Source organism: Iamia sp., from assembly GCF_035575815.1.
Taxonomy (GTDB): domain Bacteria; phylum Actinomycetota; class Acidimicrobiia; order Acidimicrobiales; family Iamiaceae; genus Iamia.
Map to the genome: position 1 here is coordinate 18,893 of NZ_DATLXO010000041.1, position 17,117 is coordinate 36,009.

Consider the following 17,117-nt stretch of genomic DNA (forward strand, 5'->3'; position numbering starts at 1 on the left):
GCCTCTCAGCGGCGGCGACCGAAGCGGGGTCGGTTGCGGTTCGGGTCCTCGTCGACGATGGTGGACGGCGCCAGGGACTCGTCGCGAGGGCCGAGGGGATCATCGTCGAGCATCGCCTTGCGGAGCTCGGCGAGGAAGGCGTCCTCGTCGGGATCGTCATCGGCCACCGTGGCGACTGCCTCGGTGGGCGGACCGGCATCGTCGTCGTCGGGCGGACCCGTCAGCTGGGGAGCGTCGGGGGTGGGATCATCGGGGCGGGCGAAGACCGACTCCGGGGGGGCGACATCGGCGGGCCCGGCATCGTCCTCGTCGCCCTCGCCGGGCGCCTGGGTCGCGAGCAGCTCGTCACGGATGGTGCCCTGCTCGGCTTCGCCCCGATCGGCATCGCCCCGATCGGACGCCACGGCCTCTGCGCCGGGCCCTTCGGGACCATCATCGCCCCCGCCGAGGGTCTCCTGGGCCTCCACATCGGCGACGTAGATCGGCTCGTCGGGCGGGGCCGACACGGTGCTGACCCCCGACGCCATGGCGATGCGGAAGGCCTCGGGGTGATCGAGTAGTGACTGCAGCTCGCCGATGGCGGCCTGCACGACCTCGCGCTGCTCCTCGACGTGACGCTCGAGCACGACCACGTCGTTGGACAGGCTGCCGCGCACCCCCTCCAGCTCGTGGATCTCGCTCAACAGCCCGGCGCGGCCCTCGTCGCGACGCTGGGCGACCTCTCGGTCGACCTCGGTGCGCAGCCCGGCGGCGCGCTGCTCGGCGTTGGCCAGGAGGTCGTCGGCCTGGGCCCGGGCGTCGGTGACGAGGCGCTCGCCCTCCTCGGTCGCCTTGCGGACCTCCTCATCGGCGGCCCGCTGAGCGAGGATCAGGACCCGGTGGACCTCGCCGGCCCCGGTCTCGGGGGTGTCACCGGCTGCCCCCGCCGCAGCTGTCGGGTCCCCCTCCGCCCGATCCGCGGCCTCGGCCAGCTTGCGCTTCAGCTCCGACACCCCGAGGGAGATCTGGTCGAGGAACGTGTCCACCTCTTCCGGGTCGTACCCGCGCTTGACGATGCGGAACTCCTTGGAGCCCGAGAGGGTGGAAGAGAGATCCATGCCACCGATCGTAGTCAGAGGCCGGGGTCGTGCCCCGGCCGGGCCTCGCGCGCATCCCGGAGCGCCCGACGACCGGCTATCCGCAGACGAACCGCTGGAGGATCCCCAGGCCGATCAGCACGATGATCGGCGAGAGGTCGAGGGCCATGGCCCCGAGTCGCACCGGCGGCAGGGCCCGGCGCAGCGGCCCCAGCACCGGCTCGGTGAGCGAGGAGAGCACGTTGCGCACCGATTCGAGCCCGGATCCGGGCTCGATCGGGAACCAGCTGAGGATGATGGCGGCCAGCACGACGAGCTGGTAGACGAACGCGGCGATGCAGATGAGCTGGAGGATGGGGGACATGGGTGGGGCGGTCAGTCCTCGTAGCCGCGGTCGCGCAGGCGACCACGCTCGTCCTCCGACACCTCGATGTTGGCCGGGCTCAGCAGGTACACCTGCGAGTCGAGCTTGTCCATGCGGCCGCCGAGGCCGTAGCAGAGGCCGCTCGAGAAGTCGATGAGCCGGCGTGATACCTCGCGGTCGGCCTGGCGGAGGTTGATCACGACGGGCTGGTTGCCCTTGAACGTGTCGGCCAGCTCCTGCGCCTGGTTGAACGTGGTGGGCACCACGAGCCGAGGGCGGGCCGTCGAGGCGACGGGCATGGGCCGCACGACCTTGGGGCGCGGGTGGGCGCCGCCGAAGCTGCCGGTCGCCGAGTCCACCCGCCCGATGCCGCTGGCCGCGCCCACCTGGGTGGCGAAGTCACCACCACCGGCAGGGTCCGAGGGCCGCGACGGGCTCATCGGGCGCACCGCGCCGACCGCCGTCGACTGCTCGACGGGCTCGACGGGGCCGGAGCCCGGAGGGTTCGGTGGGCCCGAACGCTGGACGCGCGACGGTGTCGGGTCGTCGTAGCCGGGGTCGTAGTCGTCGTACTCGTCGTCGGGGCCGAGCCCGAGGTAGAGCATTGCCTTACGCCACATGGTCGCCATTCGTCCTCCTGGTCGGGCAGCATACCTACTGTGCTCGTCGCCTTCGGCGGGGCCCGGCTGATGTCGCGCCGACCGACCTCCGGACCGGTCCCGGGAACGGGCGCCCCCAGTCCCCGAGACGTGACCGGCGGAGAGGTGGAGGGCGGGCCGGCCGTGGTCGGGCTGGGGGTTGTCACGGGGTCCGGTTCCCGAACAGGGCGGTGCCGACCCGCACGATGGTGGCCCCCTCGGCCACGGCGGCCTCGAGGTCGCCGGACATCCCCATCGAGCGTTCGGGCAGGTCGAGGTCGTCGGCTAGGCGGCGAAGGGTGGCGAAGCAGCCAGCGGCGCCGTCGGGGCCCCGGAGGGCCACGGTCATGAGTCCCCGCACCTCGAGGCCCTCGGCCCGCAGGTCGCCAACGAGCGAAGCCGCATCGCTCGGCGCACATCCGCCCTTGGTGCCCTCGCCGGAGGTGTTCACCTGCGCCAGCACCGCCGCTCCCGGGGCCCGACGGGCGATCTCCGCGCCCAGCTCGACGCGATCGACGCTGTGCCACAGGCGCACGAGTGGCGCGACCAGGCGGACCTTGTTGCGCTGCAGCCGTCCGACCCAGTGCCAGTGGAGGCCGGCCGGCGCCTCGGCCGCCTTGACCACCATCTCCTGGGCGTAGCTCTCCCCCACGTCGACCAGTCCCGTTTCGGCGGCGGCCGCCGGCGCCGAGGCGTCGAAGCCCTTGGTGACGCCGACCACCGTGACCGCCGAGGGGTCGCCCCCGGCGGCCTCGATGCGCTCGCGCAGGGAGTCCAGGCGCGCCGCCAGCTCGGCCGCCGAGACCGTGCAGGCGATCACCCGGGCGTCTCCTCGAGCCAGGCGATGGTGGCAACGCGACCGGTCTCGCCCCGGGCCCGGAACGACCAGAACCGCTCGGCGTCGGCCGCGGTGCACAAGCCGCCGTCGTCGACGTCGGTGACCCCTGCCTCGGCCAGGGCGGCGCGCACCCCGGCGACCATGTCGAGGGCCGGGGTCCCGGCGGGAGTCGTCGCCCGCACGGTGTCGCCCCAGCGGGCGGCCACCCCTTCGAGGTCGTTCGTCCCGAACTCGTAGCGAGCGGCCCGGATGCAGGGGCCGATCACGGCCCGGGTCGGCGGGTGACCCAGGTCAGCCAGGGCCGTGACCGCGGCGCGGACGACGCCCGCGACCAGCCCGCGCCACCCGGCGTGGACCACACCCACCCCGTCGTCGGCGAGGAGCACGACGGGCACGCAGTCGGCAGTGGTGACCGCCAGGACGGCCCCGGGCACCGAGGTGACCGCGGCGTCGGCCTCGGCACCGGCTTGGCCTCCGGGCTCGGTCACCGTGACGACCTCGGCGCCGTGCACCTGGCGCAGCCAGGTCCACGGTTGGGCGGCCACGGCGGCCCGTCGACGGTCGAGGTCGGGCCCCTCGGGTCGAACGGCGAGGTCGCCGTCGGCGCGAGTGGTGGTCAGGTGCCGGACGGAGAGCGAGCGGGCGTCGCCGACGGCGGCGCCGACAGAGCGGCGGGCGGGGTCGGAGGACCTCAGCGGAGGAACGACGGCACGTCGAAGTCGTCGGGATCCTCGGGCTCGTCGGCCGCAACGGCGCCTCCGAAGAGGTCGGTGACCGGTGCCGGAGGTTCGTCGTCGGCCTCACCGGCCGCGGTCCGGGGGCGGTTGCGCCCCTCCTCCCACCGGTCGAAGCCGGCGGCGATAACCGTGACGCGCACCTCGTCGCCCATCTCGTCGTCGATGACGGTGCCGAAGATGATGTTGGCGTCGGGGTGGGCGACGCCGTGGATGACCTCGGCCGCCTCGTTCACCTCGAAGAGGCCCATGTCGCTGCCGCCGGTGATGCTCAGCAGGATGCCGCGGGCGCCCTCGATCGAGGCCTCGAGCAGCGGGCTGGAGATGGCGTTGCGCGCCGCCTGCAGCGCCCGGCTCTCGCCCGATGCGTGACCGATGCCCATGAGGGCCGAGCCGGCGTTGCTCATGATCATCTTCACGTCCGCGAAGTCGGTGTTGATCAGCCCCGGTGTGGTGATGAGGTCAGTGATGCCCTGCACGCCCTGGAGGAGGACCTCGTCGGCCATCTTGAACGCGTTGAGCACGGAGGTCTTCTCGTTGGAGACGGTGAGCAGCCGGTCGTTCGGGATGACGATCTGGGTGTCGACCTTCTCCTTCAGCTTCTGGATGCCGGTCTCGGCCTGGACCGAGCGCCGACGGCCCTCGAAGGCAAAGGGCCGCGTCACCACGCCGATGGTGAGGGCGCCGATGCTCTTGGCGATCTCGGCCACCACCGGCGCGCCGCCGGTGCCGGTGCCGCCGCCCTTGCCGGCGGTGATGAACACCATGTCGGCGCCCTTGAGCACCTCCTCGATCTCGCCGCGATGGGTCTCGGCGGCCTGGGCGCCCACGTCAGGGTCGCTCCCGGCGCCGAGGCCGCGGGTGAGGTCGCGCCCGATGTCGAGCTTGACGTCGGCATCGCTCATCAAGAGGGCCTGGGCGTCGGTGTTCACGGCGATGAACTCGACCCCCTTCAGGCCCGCGTCGATCATGCGGTTGACGGCGTTGCAGCCGCCGCCGCCGATGCCGACCACCTTGATCACCGCCAGGTAGTTCTGGGGGTTACCGGCCATGGGAGCTCCTATCTGGTGACGCGCCCGGCGGTCGGCCTCGGAGGCCGACCACCTGTTGTCCCTCAACCTCATGTTCAGGCTCAGGGTTATGTAAAGTTGTGGTGTGGGTTGAGAGATTATGCACAGCGGCCACCGCCGGTCAAGACCGGCGCGGTGGGAACCCGCACGTCGATGCGACACCCGTCGGCCGCACCGGCGGCCTGGCGGACGGCGAGGGCGGCGTCGGCCTTGGCCCGCAGGTCGGTCGCGTCACCCACCACGACCCGCCAGCCACCGTCGAGGGCGAGGACGAGCCCGTCGCCCTCGTGGGTTGCACCCTGCAGCGACGCCCGCAGGGCGGAGGGGAGGCGGTCGATGGCGCGCAACACCCGCCGGGCCGGGGCCGCGGCCACGTCGCCGGCGGCTACGCGGTCGGACCCCTCGATGGCCACCAGGCCGTCGGGGCGCGTCGGGACCACGTCCAGCACCCGGCCCTCGGCGTCGAGGAGGGCCCACTCCCCGGCGGTCCGGGCGACGCCGACGGGGTGCCGTTCAGTGACGACCACCCGGACGGTGCCCGGCCACATGCGGCGCACGCTGACCTCGTCGACCCACGGCAGCCGGGCCACCTCATCGGCGGCCTGGGCCAGGTCGAGCTCGGCCATGGGGTGCCCCACGGCGACGCCGGAGGCGCCGACGACCTCGACGACACCGGTGCGCTCGGCGCCGCTCACCTGCACGCGGTCGACGTCGAGCAGGGCGCTGCGCCCGATCACCATCGCCCACACGACGGCGCAGAGCACCCCGAGACCGATGTTGAGGCGATGTCGGCGGCGGCGCCCTTCGTCGCGGGCGACCTCGACGCGGCGGGCCCGGATGCGGGGGTGGGCGGGAGCGTCGACGGGCTGGGCACGCACCGAGGATCGCGAAGGGACCGGGGGGCGGGTGCGCTCGTCGCGCACCGGGGGCCGTCGGGTGCTCACCTCGGCTCCCCTCTCGGCCACGACAGACCGACCATGCGGGTCTCGGGCTGGAGGCGCACACCGGAGGTGGCCTCGACCCGCCGAGCCACCTCGACCATCAGGGCGAGGACGTCGGCGGCCCGTCCGCCGCGATCGGCCTGGATGAAGTTGGCGTGCTTCTCGGACACCGCGGCGGTGCCGAGCCGCAGGCCCTTGGCGCCGGCGGCCGCGACCAGCCGACCCGCGGAGTCGTCGGCCGGGTTGGTGAACACCGACCCGGCGTTGGCGCCGCCCGGCTGGTGCTCGCGCCGCCAACGGACGATCTCACTGATCTCGGCGGTGGCGGCGGCGGCCTCGCCCGGTCGCAGGGCCAGCTCGGCTTCGACCACCACCTGCGATGCGGTGACCGACGAGCGGCGGTACCCGAGGGCGAGGCCGGTGGCGGGGGACGACGCAGGCACCGCTCCATCCTTCCCCGCCGCGAGGTCCGCCACGCGGATGCTCCGTAGGGTCGCGGCCATGTCGGAACCGTGCCCGCCGGCGTTCATCCGCACCGCCCCGCCGACCGAACCGGGCACGCCCACGGCCCACTCGAACCCGGTCAGCCCCGCCATCGCCGTCCGCCGGGCCACCACGGGCATGCTCGCCGCGCCGCCGGCTCGCACCACGGTGCCCTGGACGGCCACGGTGGCGAAGGCGGGACCGAGGACGACGACGATGCCGGCGAAGCCCTCGTCGGCCACGAGCAGGTTCGAGCCCTTGCCCACCACCAGCGTCGGCAGGCCGCTGGCCGTGACCGCGACCGCGACCCGGACGAGGTCGGTCTGGTCGTCCGCCTGGACCAGCAGGGCGGCCGGGCCGCCCACGCGGTAGGTGCTGAGGGGGCCGAGCGCCACGTCCCGTCGGGCCCGGTCACCCAACACCGAGGCCGCCCGCTCCACCGCGTCGGAGAGCCCGTGCTGTCCGGTTCGCTCGCGGCGCTCGCTCATCGGTGCACCACCACGTGATGGAGTGCGTTGCGGGCGATGGTCGTCGCCGGACACCAACGAGCGCCGCCGGCTCCGCCGTCGGAGGGCCCGTGCTGTCCGGTTCGCTCGCAGCGCTCGCTCATCGGTGCACCGTCGGAGAGCCCGTGCTACCGGGCTCGCGACGGAGCCGGGCGAGGACCTCGTCGGGCACGACGGTGATGTCGCCGGCCCCGAGTGTCAGGCACAGGTCGCCGTCGCCCAGCTCCTCGGCCAGGAGCGTGACCAGCGCGGCTCGCTCGGGGACGTAGAGGACCGCCTGGTCGGTGCGGGCGCTCGTCACCGCGTCGGCGACGAGCTGGCCGGTGATGCCGGGGCGGGGCTGCTCACCGGCGCCGTCGACATCGGTGACGACCACCAGGTCGGCCCCGTCGAAGGAGGGCGCGAAGCCAGCCCACAGGTCCTCGGTGCGCGAGTAGCGGTGCGGCTGGAACACGGCGACCACCCTCCCCCATCCACCCTGGGCGGCGGTGCTGACCACGGCTGCGACCTTGCCGGGGTTGTGGGCGTAGTCGTCGACGAAGGTGACGCCGCGGTGCGTGCCACGGAACTGGTAGCGGCGCGCCACGCCGGCGTAGCGGCTGAGGGCGGAGACGGCGATCTCGAACGGGGCCCCGACCTCGAGGCTGGCAGCAACGGCAGCGGTGGCGTTGCGGGCGTTGTGCAGCCCGGGGATCGGCATCTCGATGACGCCTAGGCGCGTCCCATGGTGCTCGACCGCGAAGCGGGTGGTGACCCGGTCGACGGCGACGTCGACGATGCGGTAGTCGGCGCCCACACCGGTGCCGTAGGTGAGGCTGTCGCGCCGCGCCGCCAGGGCCGCGGCGTGAGGCTCGTCGATGCAGACCACCGCCACCCGCGCGGCGCCGACGAAGTCGTCGAAGGCGGCCTCGATGGCCGCCAGGTCGCCGTAGTGGTCGAGGTGGTCGGCCTCGATGTTGGTGACCACGGCGAGGTCGGTGACCAGCTCGGTGAAGGTGCCGTCGCTCTCGTCGGCTTCGACGACGAAGAGCTCACCGGCGTCCCACACCGCCCCGCTGCCGATCTCGTTGACGTCGCCACCGATGATGAACGAGGGCGCCAACCCGGCCTCGACGAGGACCAGGGCGAGCATGGTCGTGGTGGTGGTCTTGCCGTGGGTGCCCGAGACCGACACCGTGCGGCGCACGCGGGTGAGCGCAGCCAGCACCTCGGCGCGGCGCAGGACGGGGATCCCCGCCTCGTGGGCCGCCACCACCTCGGCGTTGGTGGCGGGGATGGCGGTGGAGATGGCCACCACCTCCGCCCCCGTGATGTGGGCCGCGGCATGGCCGACGTGCACCTCGACCCCCTGGGCTCGCAGCGGGTCGAGCCCGACCGACGGCTTCATGTCCGAGCCCGAGACGCGGTGGCCCATGGTGGCCAGCACCGACGCGATGGCGCGCATGCCCGCGCCGCCCACCCCGACTATGTGGATGCGGCGCGACCCGGAGCCGAGGTCGAGGGCGGGCGCAGGCACCTCAGCCACGGGCCACCTCCTCGACGACGACGGCGGCCCGCTCGGCGGCGTCGAGACGGCCGAGACCGGCCATGGCCGTGGCCATGGCGCCACGCCGGGGCGCGTCGTCGACGAGCGGGCCCAGCTCCGCCTCGAGCCGGTCCACGTCGAGCTCGGCGTCGGGCACCGCCACCGCGCCCCCGGCGTCGACCAGCACCGCGGCGTTGGCCGTCTGGTGGTCGCGGGTGGCGATGGGCAGGGGAACCATCACCGCCGGCAGCCCGAAGGCGGCCAGCTCGGCGCAGGTGCCGGCCCCGGCGCGGGTCACAGCCACGTCGGCCGCGGCGAGTGCAAGCGCCATGCGGTCCTCGTAGGCGACCAGGTCGTAGTGGAGGCGCTCGGCGCGCCGGGCAGCGACGATGGTCGCCAGGGCCACGTGGTCCCGGCGACCGGCGACGTGGCGGAGGGCCACGTCGGGGCGATCGGCCCAGCGCACGGCCAGCTCGCGCACCGCCTCGTTCACCCGGGTGGATCCGAGCGACCCGGTGGTGACGAGCACGACGGTGCGGTCGGGGGGCAGCCCGAGTGCGACGCGAGCCTGATGGCGGGCGGCGTCACCGGCGGGGCCCCGGCGATCCTCGGCCGCCGTGACCAGGCCGGCGAGCAGGGGGTTGCCCGTGACCGTGGCCCGGGGCAGGTCAGTGCCCGGGAAGGAGACGGCGCTGGCGCGAGCGAAGCGGCCGAGCACCCGGTTCACGGCCCCGGCGCGCACGTTCTGCTCGACGAGGACGAGGGGCACCCGCGAGAGCACCGCCCCGAAGGCGCAGGCGAACGCGGCGTGGCCACCGAGTGACACCACCACCTCGGGCCGGCGCCGACGGACGATCACCGCGCCGCGCCGGGTGGCCGAGACCAGCGCCCACGCCGCCTTCACCATGGCCGGTCCGGGTCGGCGGGGCAGACCGCGACCGGGGAGCTCGTCGAGGGTGAAGCCGGCGGCGGGCACCATCTCGGCCTCGACCCCCCGGTCGGAGCCGACGAAGTGGATCGCGGCCGCGTCGGTGCCCCGCCGGACGAGCGCGGCGGCGAGGGCGAGGCCCGGGACGAGGTGTCCCGCGGTGCCGCCGCCCGCGATCAGCACGCGCGTGGCCGACGCATCGGTCACCGGGCCGCCGTTCCGTCGGTGGTGGCGCGCGGGTGGCGGGCGATGTTGAGGAGCATCCCGACCGCCACCATGGTGACGAGCAGCGACGAGCCGCCGTAGGAGATGAACGGAAGCGGCACCCCGGTGTTGGGCAGCAGCCCCACCACCACCCCGATGTTGAGGAAGGCCTGGGACACCAGCCAGGCCGTGATCCCGGTGGCCACGAGCGTGCTGAAGCGATCCGCGGCCCGGGCCGCCACGCGCACCCCCAGGAACGTGAGGCCGACGAAGAGCAGCACCACGCCGAGGGCTCCGATGAGGCCCAGCTCCTCGCCCACGATGGCGAAGATGAAGTCGTTGTGGGCGAAGGGCAGGTAGCCGTACTTAGCCTTGGACTGACCCAACCCCAGGCCCGTCAGGCCGCCTTCGGCGAAGCCGACGTTGGCCTGGATGGCCTGGTAGCCACTGCTCGACTCGTTCGACCACGGGTCGAACATGGCGAAGAGGCGCCGGCGACGGTAGGGCGCGAACCAGACGAGCAGCCCCGTGGCCACCATCGCCAGGCCGCCGAGCCCGAACAGCGAACCCATGCGGGCCCCGGCGGTGTGGAGCATCACCACGACGATCGACGCGATGACCAGCGTGGTGCCCAGGTTGGGCTGCAACAAGATGAGCCCGGACACGGCGACGAGCACGCTGACGACCGGCCAGAGGGTGCGGCGGGTGTCGTCCATCTCGCGGCTGCGGCGGGCGAGGAGGTCGGCCACGAAGAGGACGAGGACGACCTTGACCAGCTCCGACGGCTGGATCTGCACCGCCCCGACCCCGATCCACCGGGTGGCGCCGTTGATCGACGGTCCCACGGCGAGCACCGCGAGCAGCAACGCCACCGCGCCGATGAGCCCGACGCGACACCAGCGACGCCACGTGCGTCGGTCGCTCCAGAGGGCGAGGGCCATCCCCAGCCCTCCCAGCACCGCCCACACCGTCTGGCGCACGGCGTAGGACCACGTCGACCGGGTCTCCTCCAGGGCGACCAGCGACGACGACGACAGGACCATCACCAGGCCGAAGAGCACCAGCACCGAAACCACGGCGAAGAGGATGGCGAAGGTGAACGTCGACTCCCCCGGGGGCGGGCCTGGCAGGTGGGGCCGCGGGAGGCGGCGGCGGGCAGGAGGTTCGGCGCGGTCGCGGCGCAGCGGCAGGACGACGGTCATTGTCTCATTCGCTCGTTGTGGGACACATCCAGCCGGGTTCCCATCGCCGGGCACCAATGACCGCTGCCGGCTCCGCACGCTCCGCCGTCAGAGAGCCCGTGCTGTCTCATTCGCTCGCTGCGCTCGCTCATTGGCCCAGTCTCCCGGGCCGCGGCGGGCCGGTGGTGGACGGTGTGGCGGTGACGCCGAGCGCGGCGACGGCGCGGGCGAAGTCGTCGCCCCGCTCGCCGTAGCTGCGGTACCAGTCGAACGAGGCGCAGGCCGGCGACAGCAGCACGACGTCGCCGGGGCGTGCCGCCTCCGCGGCGGCCCGCACGGCGTCGTCCATGGAGCGCGCCGTGGTCACCGGTCGGACGCCGGCGAAGGCCGCCGCCACCTCGTCGGTGGCCTCGCCGATGGCCACGACGGCCCGCAGGTGGGGGGCGCCGGCGCCCAGCACGGAGAGGTCGAGGCCCTTGTTGCGGCCGCCGGCGATCAGCACGACCGACGTGAACCCGGCGACGGCCGCGAGCGCGGCGTGCGGGGCCGTGGCCTTGGAGTCGTCGTACCAGCGGACGCCGTTCGCCTGGCCGAGCAGCTGTACGCGGTGCGGCAGGTGGCGGAAGGCCCGCAGCGCGGCGGCGGTGCCGTCGAGCGTGGCTCCTGCGGCGCGGGCGACCGCCGCGGCGGCGAGGGCGTTGGCCAGGTCGTGGGGCAGGGCGCGCTCGAGCTCCGACGCGTCGACGATGCCCGCGCCCTCCGGGGTCCGCAGGACGCTGCCGTCGACGCTCCAGTGCCCGCCGGGACCGTCGGGGGTGGGGCCGAGGCCGAAGGTCTCGAGGTGGGGCCGTCCGACCGCGTGGCCCATGACGACCGGGTCGTCGCGGTTGGCCACGGCCAGCTGATCGGGCCCGAAGCCCCGCCAGACGTTGGCCTTCGCCGCCTCGTAGCGGCCGAGGTCGAGGTGGACGTCCTGGTGGTCGGGCCCGAAGTTCAACCAGCAGGCCGCGACCGGCGCGAAGCGGCGCAGCGGCGCCAGCCGGAACGACGACGCCTCGACCACGAACACCTCCGGGTCGGGGTCGTCGATGGCCGCGACGAGCGGGATGTCGGTGTTGCCGGCCTCGACCGCGGCGATGCCCGAGGCCACGAGCATCAGGCGGATCAGGGCGGTCACGGTGGTCTTGCCGTCGGTGCCGGTGACGGCGACGCACGGACGAGGATCCCAGGCCGCGGCCAGGTCGAGCTCCCCGACCGCGGGGACTCCCCGGGCCGCGCCCACGGCGAAGGCGGGGTGCGACTCGGGCAACCCGGGCGCCGGCACCCACGCCCCGGCCCCGTCCAGCAGCGCGGCCAGGGCCTCGGAGCCGGGCCGGCCCACCAGGGCGACCCCGAGCTCGCCGGCCAGGTCGGTGGCGGCCGCCGATGGCGCGTCGTCGACGAGCACCACCGGAAGGCCCCGGGCGGCGAGCGCCCGGGCGACGGCCCGCCCGGTGACGCCGAGGCCGAGCACCACCGTGGGCGCCAGGCGCGACACCGGTCCCTCCCCGACCACCGAACCCGTCACGGTGTGGGTCACTGCCCGGTCAGGTTGATGAAGTCGGCGACGTAGAGGCCGAGGGCGATGGCGGTCGAGAGCCCGGCGAGGATCCAGAAGCGCACGATGATGGTGGTCTGGGGCCACCCCGCGAACTCGTAGTGGTGGTGGATGGGGGCCATCCGGAACGGCCGGCGCTTGAAGAGCCGGAACCCGGCCACCTGCAGGATCACCGACATCGTCTCGAACACGTAGAGCCCACCGATGATGGGCAGCAGCAGGTGGGTGTTGAGCAGCAGGGCGAGGCCGGCGAGCCCGCCGCCGATGGCCAGCGAGCCGGTGTCGCCCATGAAGATGCGCGCCGGGGTGGCGTTCCACCAGAGGAAGCCGGTCGCCGAGCCGACCATCGCCGCGGCCACGACGGCCAGGTCGAGGGCGTGGGGGATCTGGTAGTCGGCGATGGCCTCGGGCTGCCCCGCGTTGCGGAAGGCCCAGAAGGCGATGATCGTGAACGCGGTGAAGCCGAACACGGCGGAGCCCCCGGCCAGTCCGTCGAGCCCGTCGGTGAGGTTCACGGCGTTGGTGCAACCGATGATGAGCAGGATCGCCCACGCGCACCACAGCCCGGGCCCGAGGTCGAGGTTCTCGAAGTTGTCGAACCGCGTGAAGGAGAGGTTCGTGTGCACGTCGGTGACCGTCACCGCGAGCACTGAGAAGCTGACCGCGACCGACAGGAGGCCGATGCTCTTGGCCGCCTTGGAGAGGCCGAGGTTCCGTTCCTGGGAGACCTTGATCCAGTCATCGGCCGCCCCGACGAGCCCGGCGCCGATGATGAGGCCAATCAACAGCAGTCCCGAGCGGGTGAAGACCATGCCGTCACGGGTGTGGGCAACGAGGTAGCCGACCACTGCGCCGCCGACGATGGCGATGCCCCCCATGGTGGGGGTCCCGGCCTTGGTGCGATGGGCGTCGGGCACATCGGCGTGGATGGGTTGGCCGATGCCCCGCTGGCGGAGCCAGACGATGAGGAAGCGGGTGCCGACGAGTGAGCTGGCCAGGCCCACGCCGGCCGCCATGAGCAGGGCGATCACGTCGGGCTCCGTCCGCTCAGCAGCTCGCGGGCGACCTGGCGGTCGTCGAAGGGCACCACCCGGTCGCCGGTGACCTGGGTCGTCTCGTGGCCCTTTCCGGCGAGCAGCACGACGTCGCCGGGAGCGGCTCCGGCCAGGGCGACACGGATGGCGGACCGCCGGTCGGGGTCGATGACGAGGTCGGTCTCGGGGGGGATGCCGGCGCGCACGGCCGCAATGATCGCACCTGGATCCTCGGACCTGGGGTTGTCGCTGGTCAGGATCACCCGATCGGCGCCCGCCGCGGCCTCGCCCATGAGGGGGCGCTTGGTGCGGTCCCGGTCACCTCCGCAGCCGAACACCACCGTCACACGGCCGGCCTCGACCTCCCGGAGGGCAGCGATGACCTGCTCGAGGCCGTCGGGGGTGTGGGCGTAGTCGACGACCACGGTGAAGGGCTGCCCGGCGACGACCGGCTCGAACCGACCCGGAGCGGGCGGGGCGGCGCCCAGGCCCGCGGCCACGACGGCGGGCGCCACACCCGCGGCGTGGGCGAGCTCCGCCGCCACCAGGGCGTTGCGGACGTTGAACCGACCTGGGAGCGGGAGGTGGACACCCTGGCCCCGCCAGGTGAAGCGGCTGCCGAGGGCGTCGAGCTCGAGGCCCGAGGCGTCGCTCTCGCCCACCCCGAGGGTCGGGACCTGGGCGCTGTCGACCAGCAGCCGACCCCGAGGATCGTCGGTGCAGACCACGGCGGCGTCGGTCAGCTCCGGCGTGAAGAGCCGGGCCTTGGCCGCGAAGTAGGCCTCCATCGTCCCGTGGTGGTCGAGGTGGTCGGGGCTGACGTTGGTGAACCCGGCCACCGCGAAGCGGGTGCCGTCGACGCGGTGCTGGTCGAGGGCGTGGGACGACACCTCCATGGCCACCACCCGCGCCCCGTCGGCCCGGGCCCCGGCCAGGGTGGCCTGCAGCTCGGGGGCCTCGGGCGTGGTGCGGGCCCCCGTCAGGGTGCCGACGGTGACCGCCGGCCAGCCAGCCGCCGCGAAGACGGCGGCCAAGAGGTGCACCACGGTCGTCTTCCCGTTGGTGCCGGTGATGCCCAGCACCACGAGGTCGTGGGACGGGTCGCCGGCGACGACCGCCGCCACCGGGCCCATCGCCCGCCGCACCGAGGCCACCCGGACCTCGGCCACCCCGAGGCCGAGGGGGCGCTCGCAGAGCAGGGCTGCCGCGCCGGCGGCCACCGCGGCACCGGCGTGGTCGTGGCCGTCGACGGTCGCCCCGGGCACGCAGCAGAACACGTCGCCGGGCGCGACGGCCCGGGAGTCGTGCGCGGTCCCGGCGACGGGCGTGGAACCGTCGCCGTCGAGCTCAGCGGCGCCAGCGCGAGCGGCGGCGGCGGCGACGGCATGGAGGCTCGAGGGTGCGTCGGGGCCCGTCACCCTCAGCCGCCGGCGGCCGGCTCGGACCCGAGCGGCTCGTCGGAGCGGGGCGTGACCTCGGGGGAGTCGCCGTCGCCGGCGGTGGCCGTCACGTCCTCCTCTCGAGCGGCGCCGGAGGTGGGCACCCGGGCATCGTCGACGTCGCGGGCGGAGGCTGACATCTCCGGCACGTCGGTGATCGAGCCGCCGACCGCGGGCGGGATTTTCAGGCGTCGCAGGGCCACGCGGGAGATGTCGGCGAAGGCGGGGGCGGCGACGTCGCCGGCGTAGATCGACAGCTCCGGATCCGGCTCGTCGATGACGACGATGACCGAGAGGTCGGGGTTCTCGGCCGGCAGCAGGCCGGCGAAGGTGGCGACGTAGTGCATGGCTCCGTCCTCGTCGGTGTACCCACCGCCGGGTTGGGGCTTGCGGGCGGTGCCGGTCTTGCCGGCGACGGTGTAGCCCGGGACGGCGGCCGACTGGCCGGTGCCGCGGGAGACGACCTGCTCCATCATGGCCCGCACGGCGCCCGCGGCCTCGTCGGAGACGACCCGTCGGGGCTGAGCGGAGGGCACCGGCTGGCTGGAGCCGTCCGAGCGCGTCACGCCCCGCACGAGGCGGGCCGGCACGTAGGAGCCGTCGTTGCCGAGGACGTTGAAGGCCTGGAGCATCTGGAGGGCGGTCACCGACACCCCCTGGCCGATGGGGACCGATCCGATGGCGGTGCTCTGGTCCTCGTAGTCCTCGGCGTCGAGGAGGAGCCCGCGGGACTCGGCCGGGAAGTCGAGGCCGGTGCCGGCGCCGAACCCGAAGCGCCGCAGGTACTCGTCGAGCCGCTCCCCGCCGAGCTCCTGGGCCAACATGATCGTGCCCACGTTGGACGAGGTGGCCAGGATGTCGGTGACCGACCAGCTGGTGGTGGGGTGGGGGGAGGAGTCGGTGAAGACGTGGTCGCCGACCGGGAGGGTGTCGGGGACCTCGATGACCGTCTCCGGGGTGACCAGGCCCTCCTCAATGGCGGCGGCGACGGTGATGATCTTGTTGACCGATCCCGGCTCGTAGACCGTGGTGAGGGCCAGGTTGTTGGCCGAGGGTCGGAGCCCGCCGTCGGGACCCGTCTCGAGGTTCGCCAGGGCTAGGACCTCACCGGTCGACGGGCGCGACACGATGGCGATGCCCCCCTCGGCGCCGGCCCGGCCGAGGTGGTCGGCGAGGATCCGCTCGGTCTCGAACTGCAGGGCCTGGTCGATGGTGAGGGTGATCTCGGCACCGGGGCGGGCCGGGACGATCCGTCTCCGGGAGCCGGCGATGGACCCGCCGCCGGACACCTTGGCCCGCTCGTAGGTGACCTCTCCCGGGGTCCCGGTCAACATGTCGTCCAGCTGCATCTCGAGCCCGGCGATGCCACTGGCCCCGTCGTCGCTCACCGTGCCGACGATCGATCGGGCCAGGTCCGCGCTCGGCCTCACCCGCTTGAACTCCTCCACGAAGCCGATGCCACCGATGTCGAGGGCCTCCACCGCGTCCGCCACCGGGTCATCGAGGGTCCGGGCCAGCACCGTGAAGCGCCCGGGGCCGCTCATCTGCTCGGTGAGCAGCAGGCCGTCGACGCGAAGGACGGGAGCCAGGCGGCGAGCGGCGGCCTCGGGATCGCCGATGAGGCTCGGGTCGGCGAACACGGTGCGCCGCGGGACCGACATGGCGAGCGCCTCACCGTTGCGGTCGAGCAGCGCGCCCCGGCCGGCGGAGAGCTCGACCGACGCGATGCGCTGCACCTGGCCCTTGGCGAGGAAGCGGTCCGGGTTGCGGACCTGCACGTCGACCAGCTTGGCCGCCACGACCCCGAAGAGCAGGACGCTGAGCAGCGGCAGGGCCAGCAGCCGCCGTTGCATGACGTGCGGCGGGGTCCGACGCCCGGAGCGCACACCCCTCTCCCTCCGGCCCGGCGCCGGGCGACGGGCCGAGGCCGGCGTCGTCCGGCGGGGCGCGGAGGGCGGGACCGGGCGGTCGCGGGGAACCGGGGGTGGGGCGGACCGGCGCGAGGCCTTCGGCTGCGATGGGGCGGGCCGGCGGTCGCGCTGGGCCCGGTACCCGTCGTAGGCGCCGTCGACGGGACGCTTCGGCGTCATCCTGCGGACCCGTCGGCGCCATCGCCGTCGGCGTCCGTGGGGTCGGATCCGGCCCGCTCGTCGGTCACGTCCTCGTCAACGCCCTCATCCTCGGTCGCTCCCCCGCCCGTCGCCTCGGGCGCTCCGGCTCGCGGTGCGGTGCTGGCCTCGGTCCCGCCGTCGGGCTGAGGGGTGAGCCACGTCACCTCGTCGGGCACCTCCATGCCGTCGGCGGTGGCGGCGTCCACGACCCGGCCCGGCGACTCGAGCTCGGCCACCCGCAGGCGCAGGGTCTGGTTGCGCCGCTCGCCGGTCTGGATCCGCGCCGCGATCCGGTCGAGGTCGCGCTGACCCGAGACGATGGTGGTGTGCACCGCGGCCGTGGCGAAGAGCACGACGAAGACCACGATGGTGGTGAGGGTGACCACGGCGCGGGTGCGCCGGCGCCGCCGGGGCACCAGGCGCAACGACGGCGCGGCCGGAGCCGATG

At 74.0% G+C, this 17,117-nt stretch carries 15 protein-coding genes and 1 pseudogene; all 16 read right to left on the minus strand.

The genetic code is table 11. The features are described 5' to 3' along the window. Nucleotides 1-5: 5 nt before the first annotated feature. Nucleotides 6-1,097 carry a DivIVA domain-containing protein gene (locus VNL12_RS03965; RefSeq protein ID WP_325591694.1) on the minus strand — a complete coding sequence of 364 codons (1,092 nt, stop codon included), beginning with the start codon at nt 1,095-1,097 and terminating at the stop codon, nt 6-8. Nucleotides 1,098-1,173: 76 nt separating this feature from the next. Then, nucleotides 1,174-1,440, minus strand: a complete 267-nt coding sequence (locus VNL12_RS03970; protein WP_325591696.1) for a YggT family protein — start codon at nt 1,438-1,440, stop codon at nt 1,174-1,176. An 11-nt stretch (nt 1,441-1,451) separates the two neighbouring features. Then, nucleotides 1,452-2,060: a cell division protein SepF gene (locus tag VNL12_RS03975; RefSeq protein ID WP_325591698.1), complete on the minus strand. Its 609-nt coding sequence runs from the start codon at nt 2,058-2,060 to the stop codon at nt 1,452-1,454. A 181-nt stretch (nt 2,061-2,241) separates the two neighbouring features. Then, entirely contained in the window at nt 2,242-2,898 is a 657-nt protein-coding gene (locus VNL12_RS03980) for a YggS family pyridoxal phosphate-dependent enzyme (RefSeq protein ID WP_325591700.1), read from the minus strand. Next, the gene (locus tag VNL12_RS03985; protein ID WP_325591702.1) at nt 2,895-3,461 is read right to left on the minus strand and encodes a polyphenol oxidase family protein; all 567 of its coding nucleotides are present in this window, start codon (nt 3,459-3,461) and stop codon (nt 2,895-2,897) included. Before VNL12_RS03985 ends, VNL12_RS03980 begins: the two co-directional genes overlap by 4 nt. A 146-nt stretch (nt 3,462-3,607) precedes the next feature. Next, nucleotides 3,608-4,702 carry a cell division protein FtsZ gene (ftsZ, locus tag VNL12_RS03990; protein WP_325591704.1) on the minus strand — a complete coding sequence of 365 codons (1,095 nt, stop codon included), beginning with the start codon at nt 4,700-4,702 and terminating at the stop codon, nt 3,608-3,610. 116 nt (nt 4,703-4,818) lie between these two features. Then, nucleotides 4,819-5,664: a cell division protein FtsQ/DivIB gene (locus tag VNL12_RS03995; RefSeq protein ID WP_325591705.1), complete on the minus strand. Its 846-nt coding sequence runs from the start codon at nt 5,662-5,664 to the stop codon at nt 4,819-4,821. Next, the gene (gene murB, locus VNL12_RS04000; RefSeq protein ID WP_325591707.1) at nt 5,661-6,632 is read right to left on the minus strand and encodes a UDP-N-acetylmuramate dehydrogenase; all 972 of its coding nucleotides are present in this window, start codon (nt 6,630-6,632) and stop codon (nt 5,661-5,663) included. Before murB ends, VNL12_RS03995 begins: the two co-directional genes overlap by 4 nt. Nucleotides 6,633-6,750: 118 nt before the next feature. Further along, entirely contained in the window at nt 6,751-8,175 is a 1,425-nt protein-coding gene (gene murC / locus VNL12_RS04005; RefSeq protein WP_325591709.1) for a UDP-N-acetylmuramate--L-alanine ligase, read from the minus strand. Continuing rightward, nucleotides 8,168-9,310 carry a UDP-N-acetylglucosamine--N-acetylmuramyl-(pentapeptide) pyrophosphoryl-undecaprenol N-acetylglucosamine transferase gene (locus VNL12_RS04010; protein ID WP_325591711.1) on the minus strand — a complete coding sequence of 381 codons (1,143 nt, stop codon included), beginning with the start codon at nt 9,308-9,310 and terminating at the stop codon, nt 8,168-8,170. The genes murC and VNL12_RS04010 overlap by 8 nt, the downstream gene beginning before the upstream one ends. Further along, nucleotides 9,307-10,509, minus strand: a complete 1,203-nt coding sequence (ftsW, locus tag VNL12_RS04015; RefSeq protein ID WP_325591712.1) for a putative lipid II flippase FtsW — start codon at nt 10,507-10,509, stop codon at nt 9,307-9,309. Before ftsW ends, VNL12_RS04010 begins: the two co-directional genes overlap by 4 nt. Nucleotides 10,510-10,636: 127 nt before the next feature. Then, the gene (gene murD, locus VNL12_RS04020; protein WP_325591713.1) at nt 10,637-12,067 is read right to left on the minus strand and encodes a UDP-N-acetylmuramoyl-L-alanine--D-glutamate ligase; all 1,431 of its coding nucleotides are present in this window, start codon (nt 12,065-12,067) and stop codon (nt 10,637-10,639) included. Continuing rightward, entirely contained in the window at nt 12,064-13,116 is a 1,053-nt protein-coding gene (gene mraY / locus VNL12_RS04025) for a phospho-N-acetylmuramoyl-pentapeptide-transferase (protein WP_325591715.1), read from the minus strand. The genes murD and mraY overlap by 4 nt, the downstream gene beginning before the upstream one ends. Continuing rightward, on the minus strand, nt 13,113-14,537 hold the full coding sequence (locus VNL12_RS04030; protein ID WP_325591717.1) for a UDP-N-acetylmuramoyl-L-alanyl-D-glutamate--2,6-diaminopimelate ligase: 1,425 nt from the start codon (nt 14,535-14,537) through the stop codon (nt 13,113-13,115). The genes mraY and VNL12_RS04030 overlap by 4 nt, the downstream gene beginning before the upstream one ends. 2 nt (nt 14,538-14,539) lie before the next feature. Next, a complete protein-coding gene (locus VNL12_RS04035) occupies nt 14,540-16,411 on the minus strand; it encodes a penicillin-binding protein 2 (protein ID WP_325591718.1) in 1,872 nt (623 codons plus the stop codon). Between the two features lie 233 nt (nt 16,412-16,644). Further along, nucleotides 16,645-17,117 (minus strand): annotated as a pseudogene (locus tag VNL12_RS04040) (hypothetical protein); the annotation flags it as partial.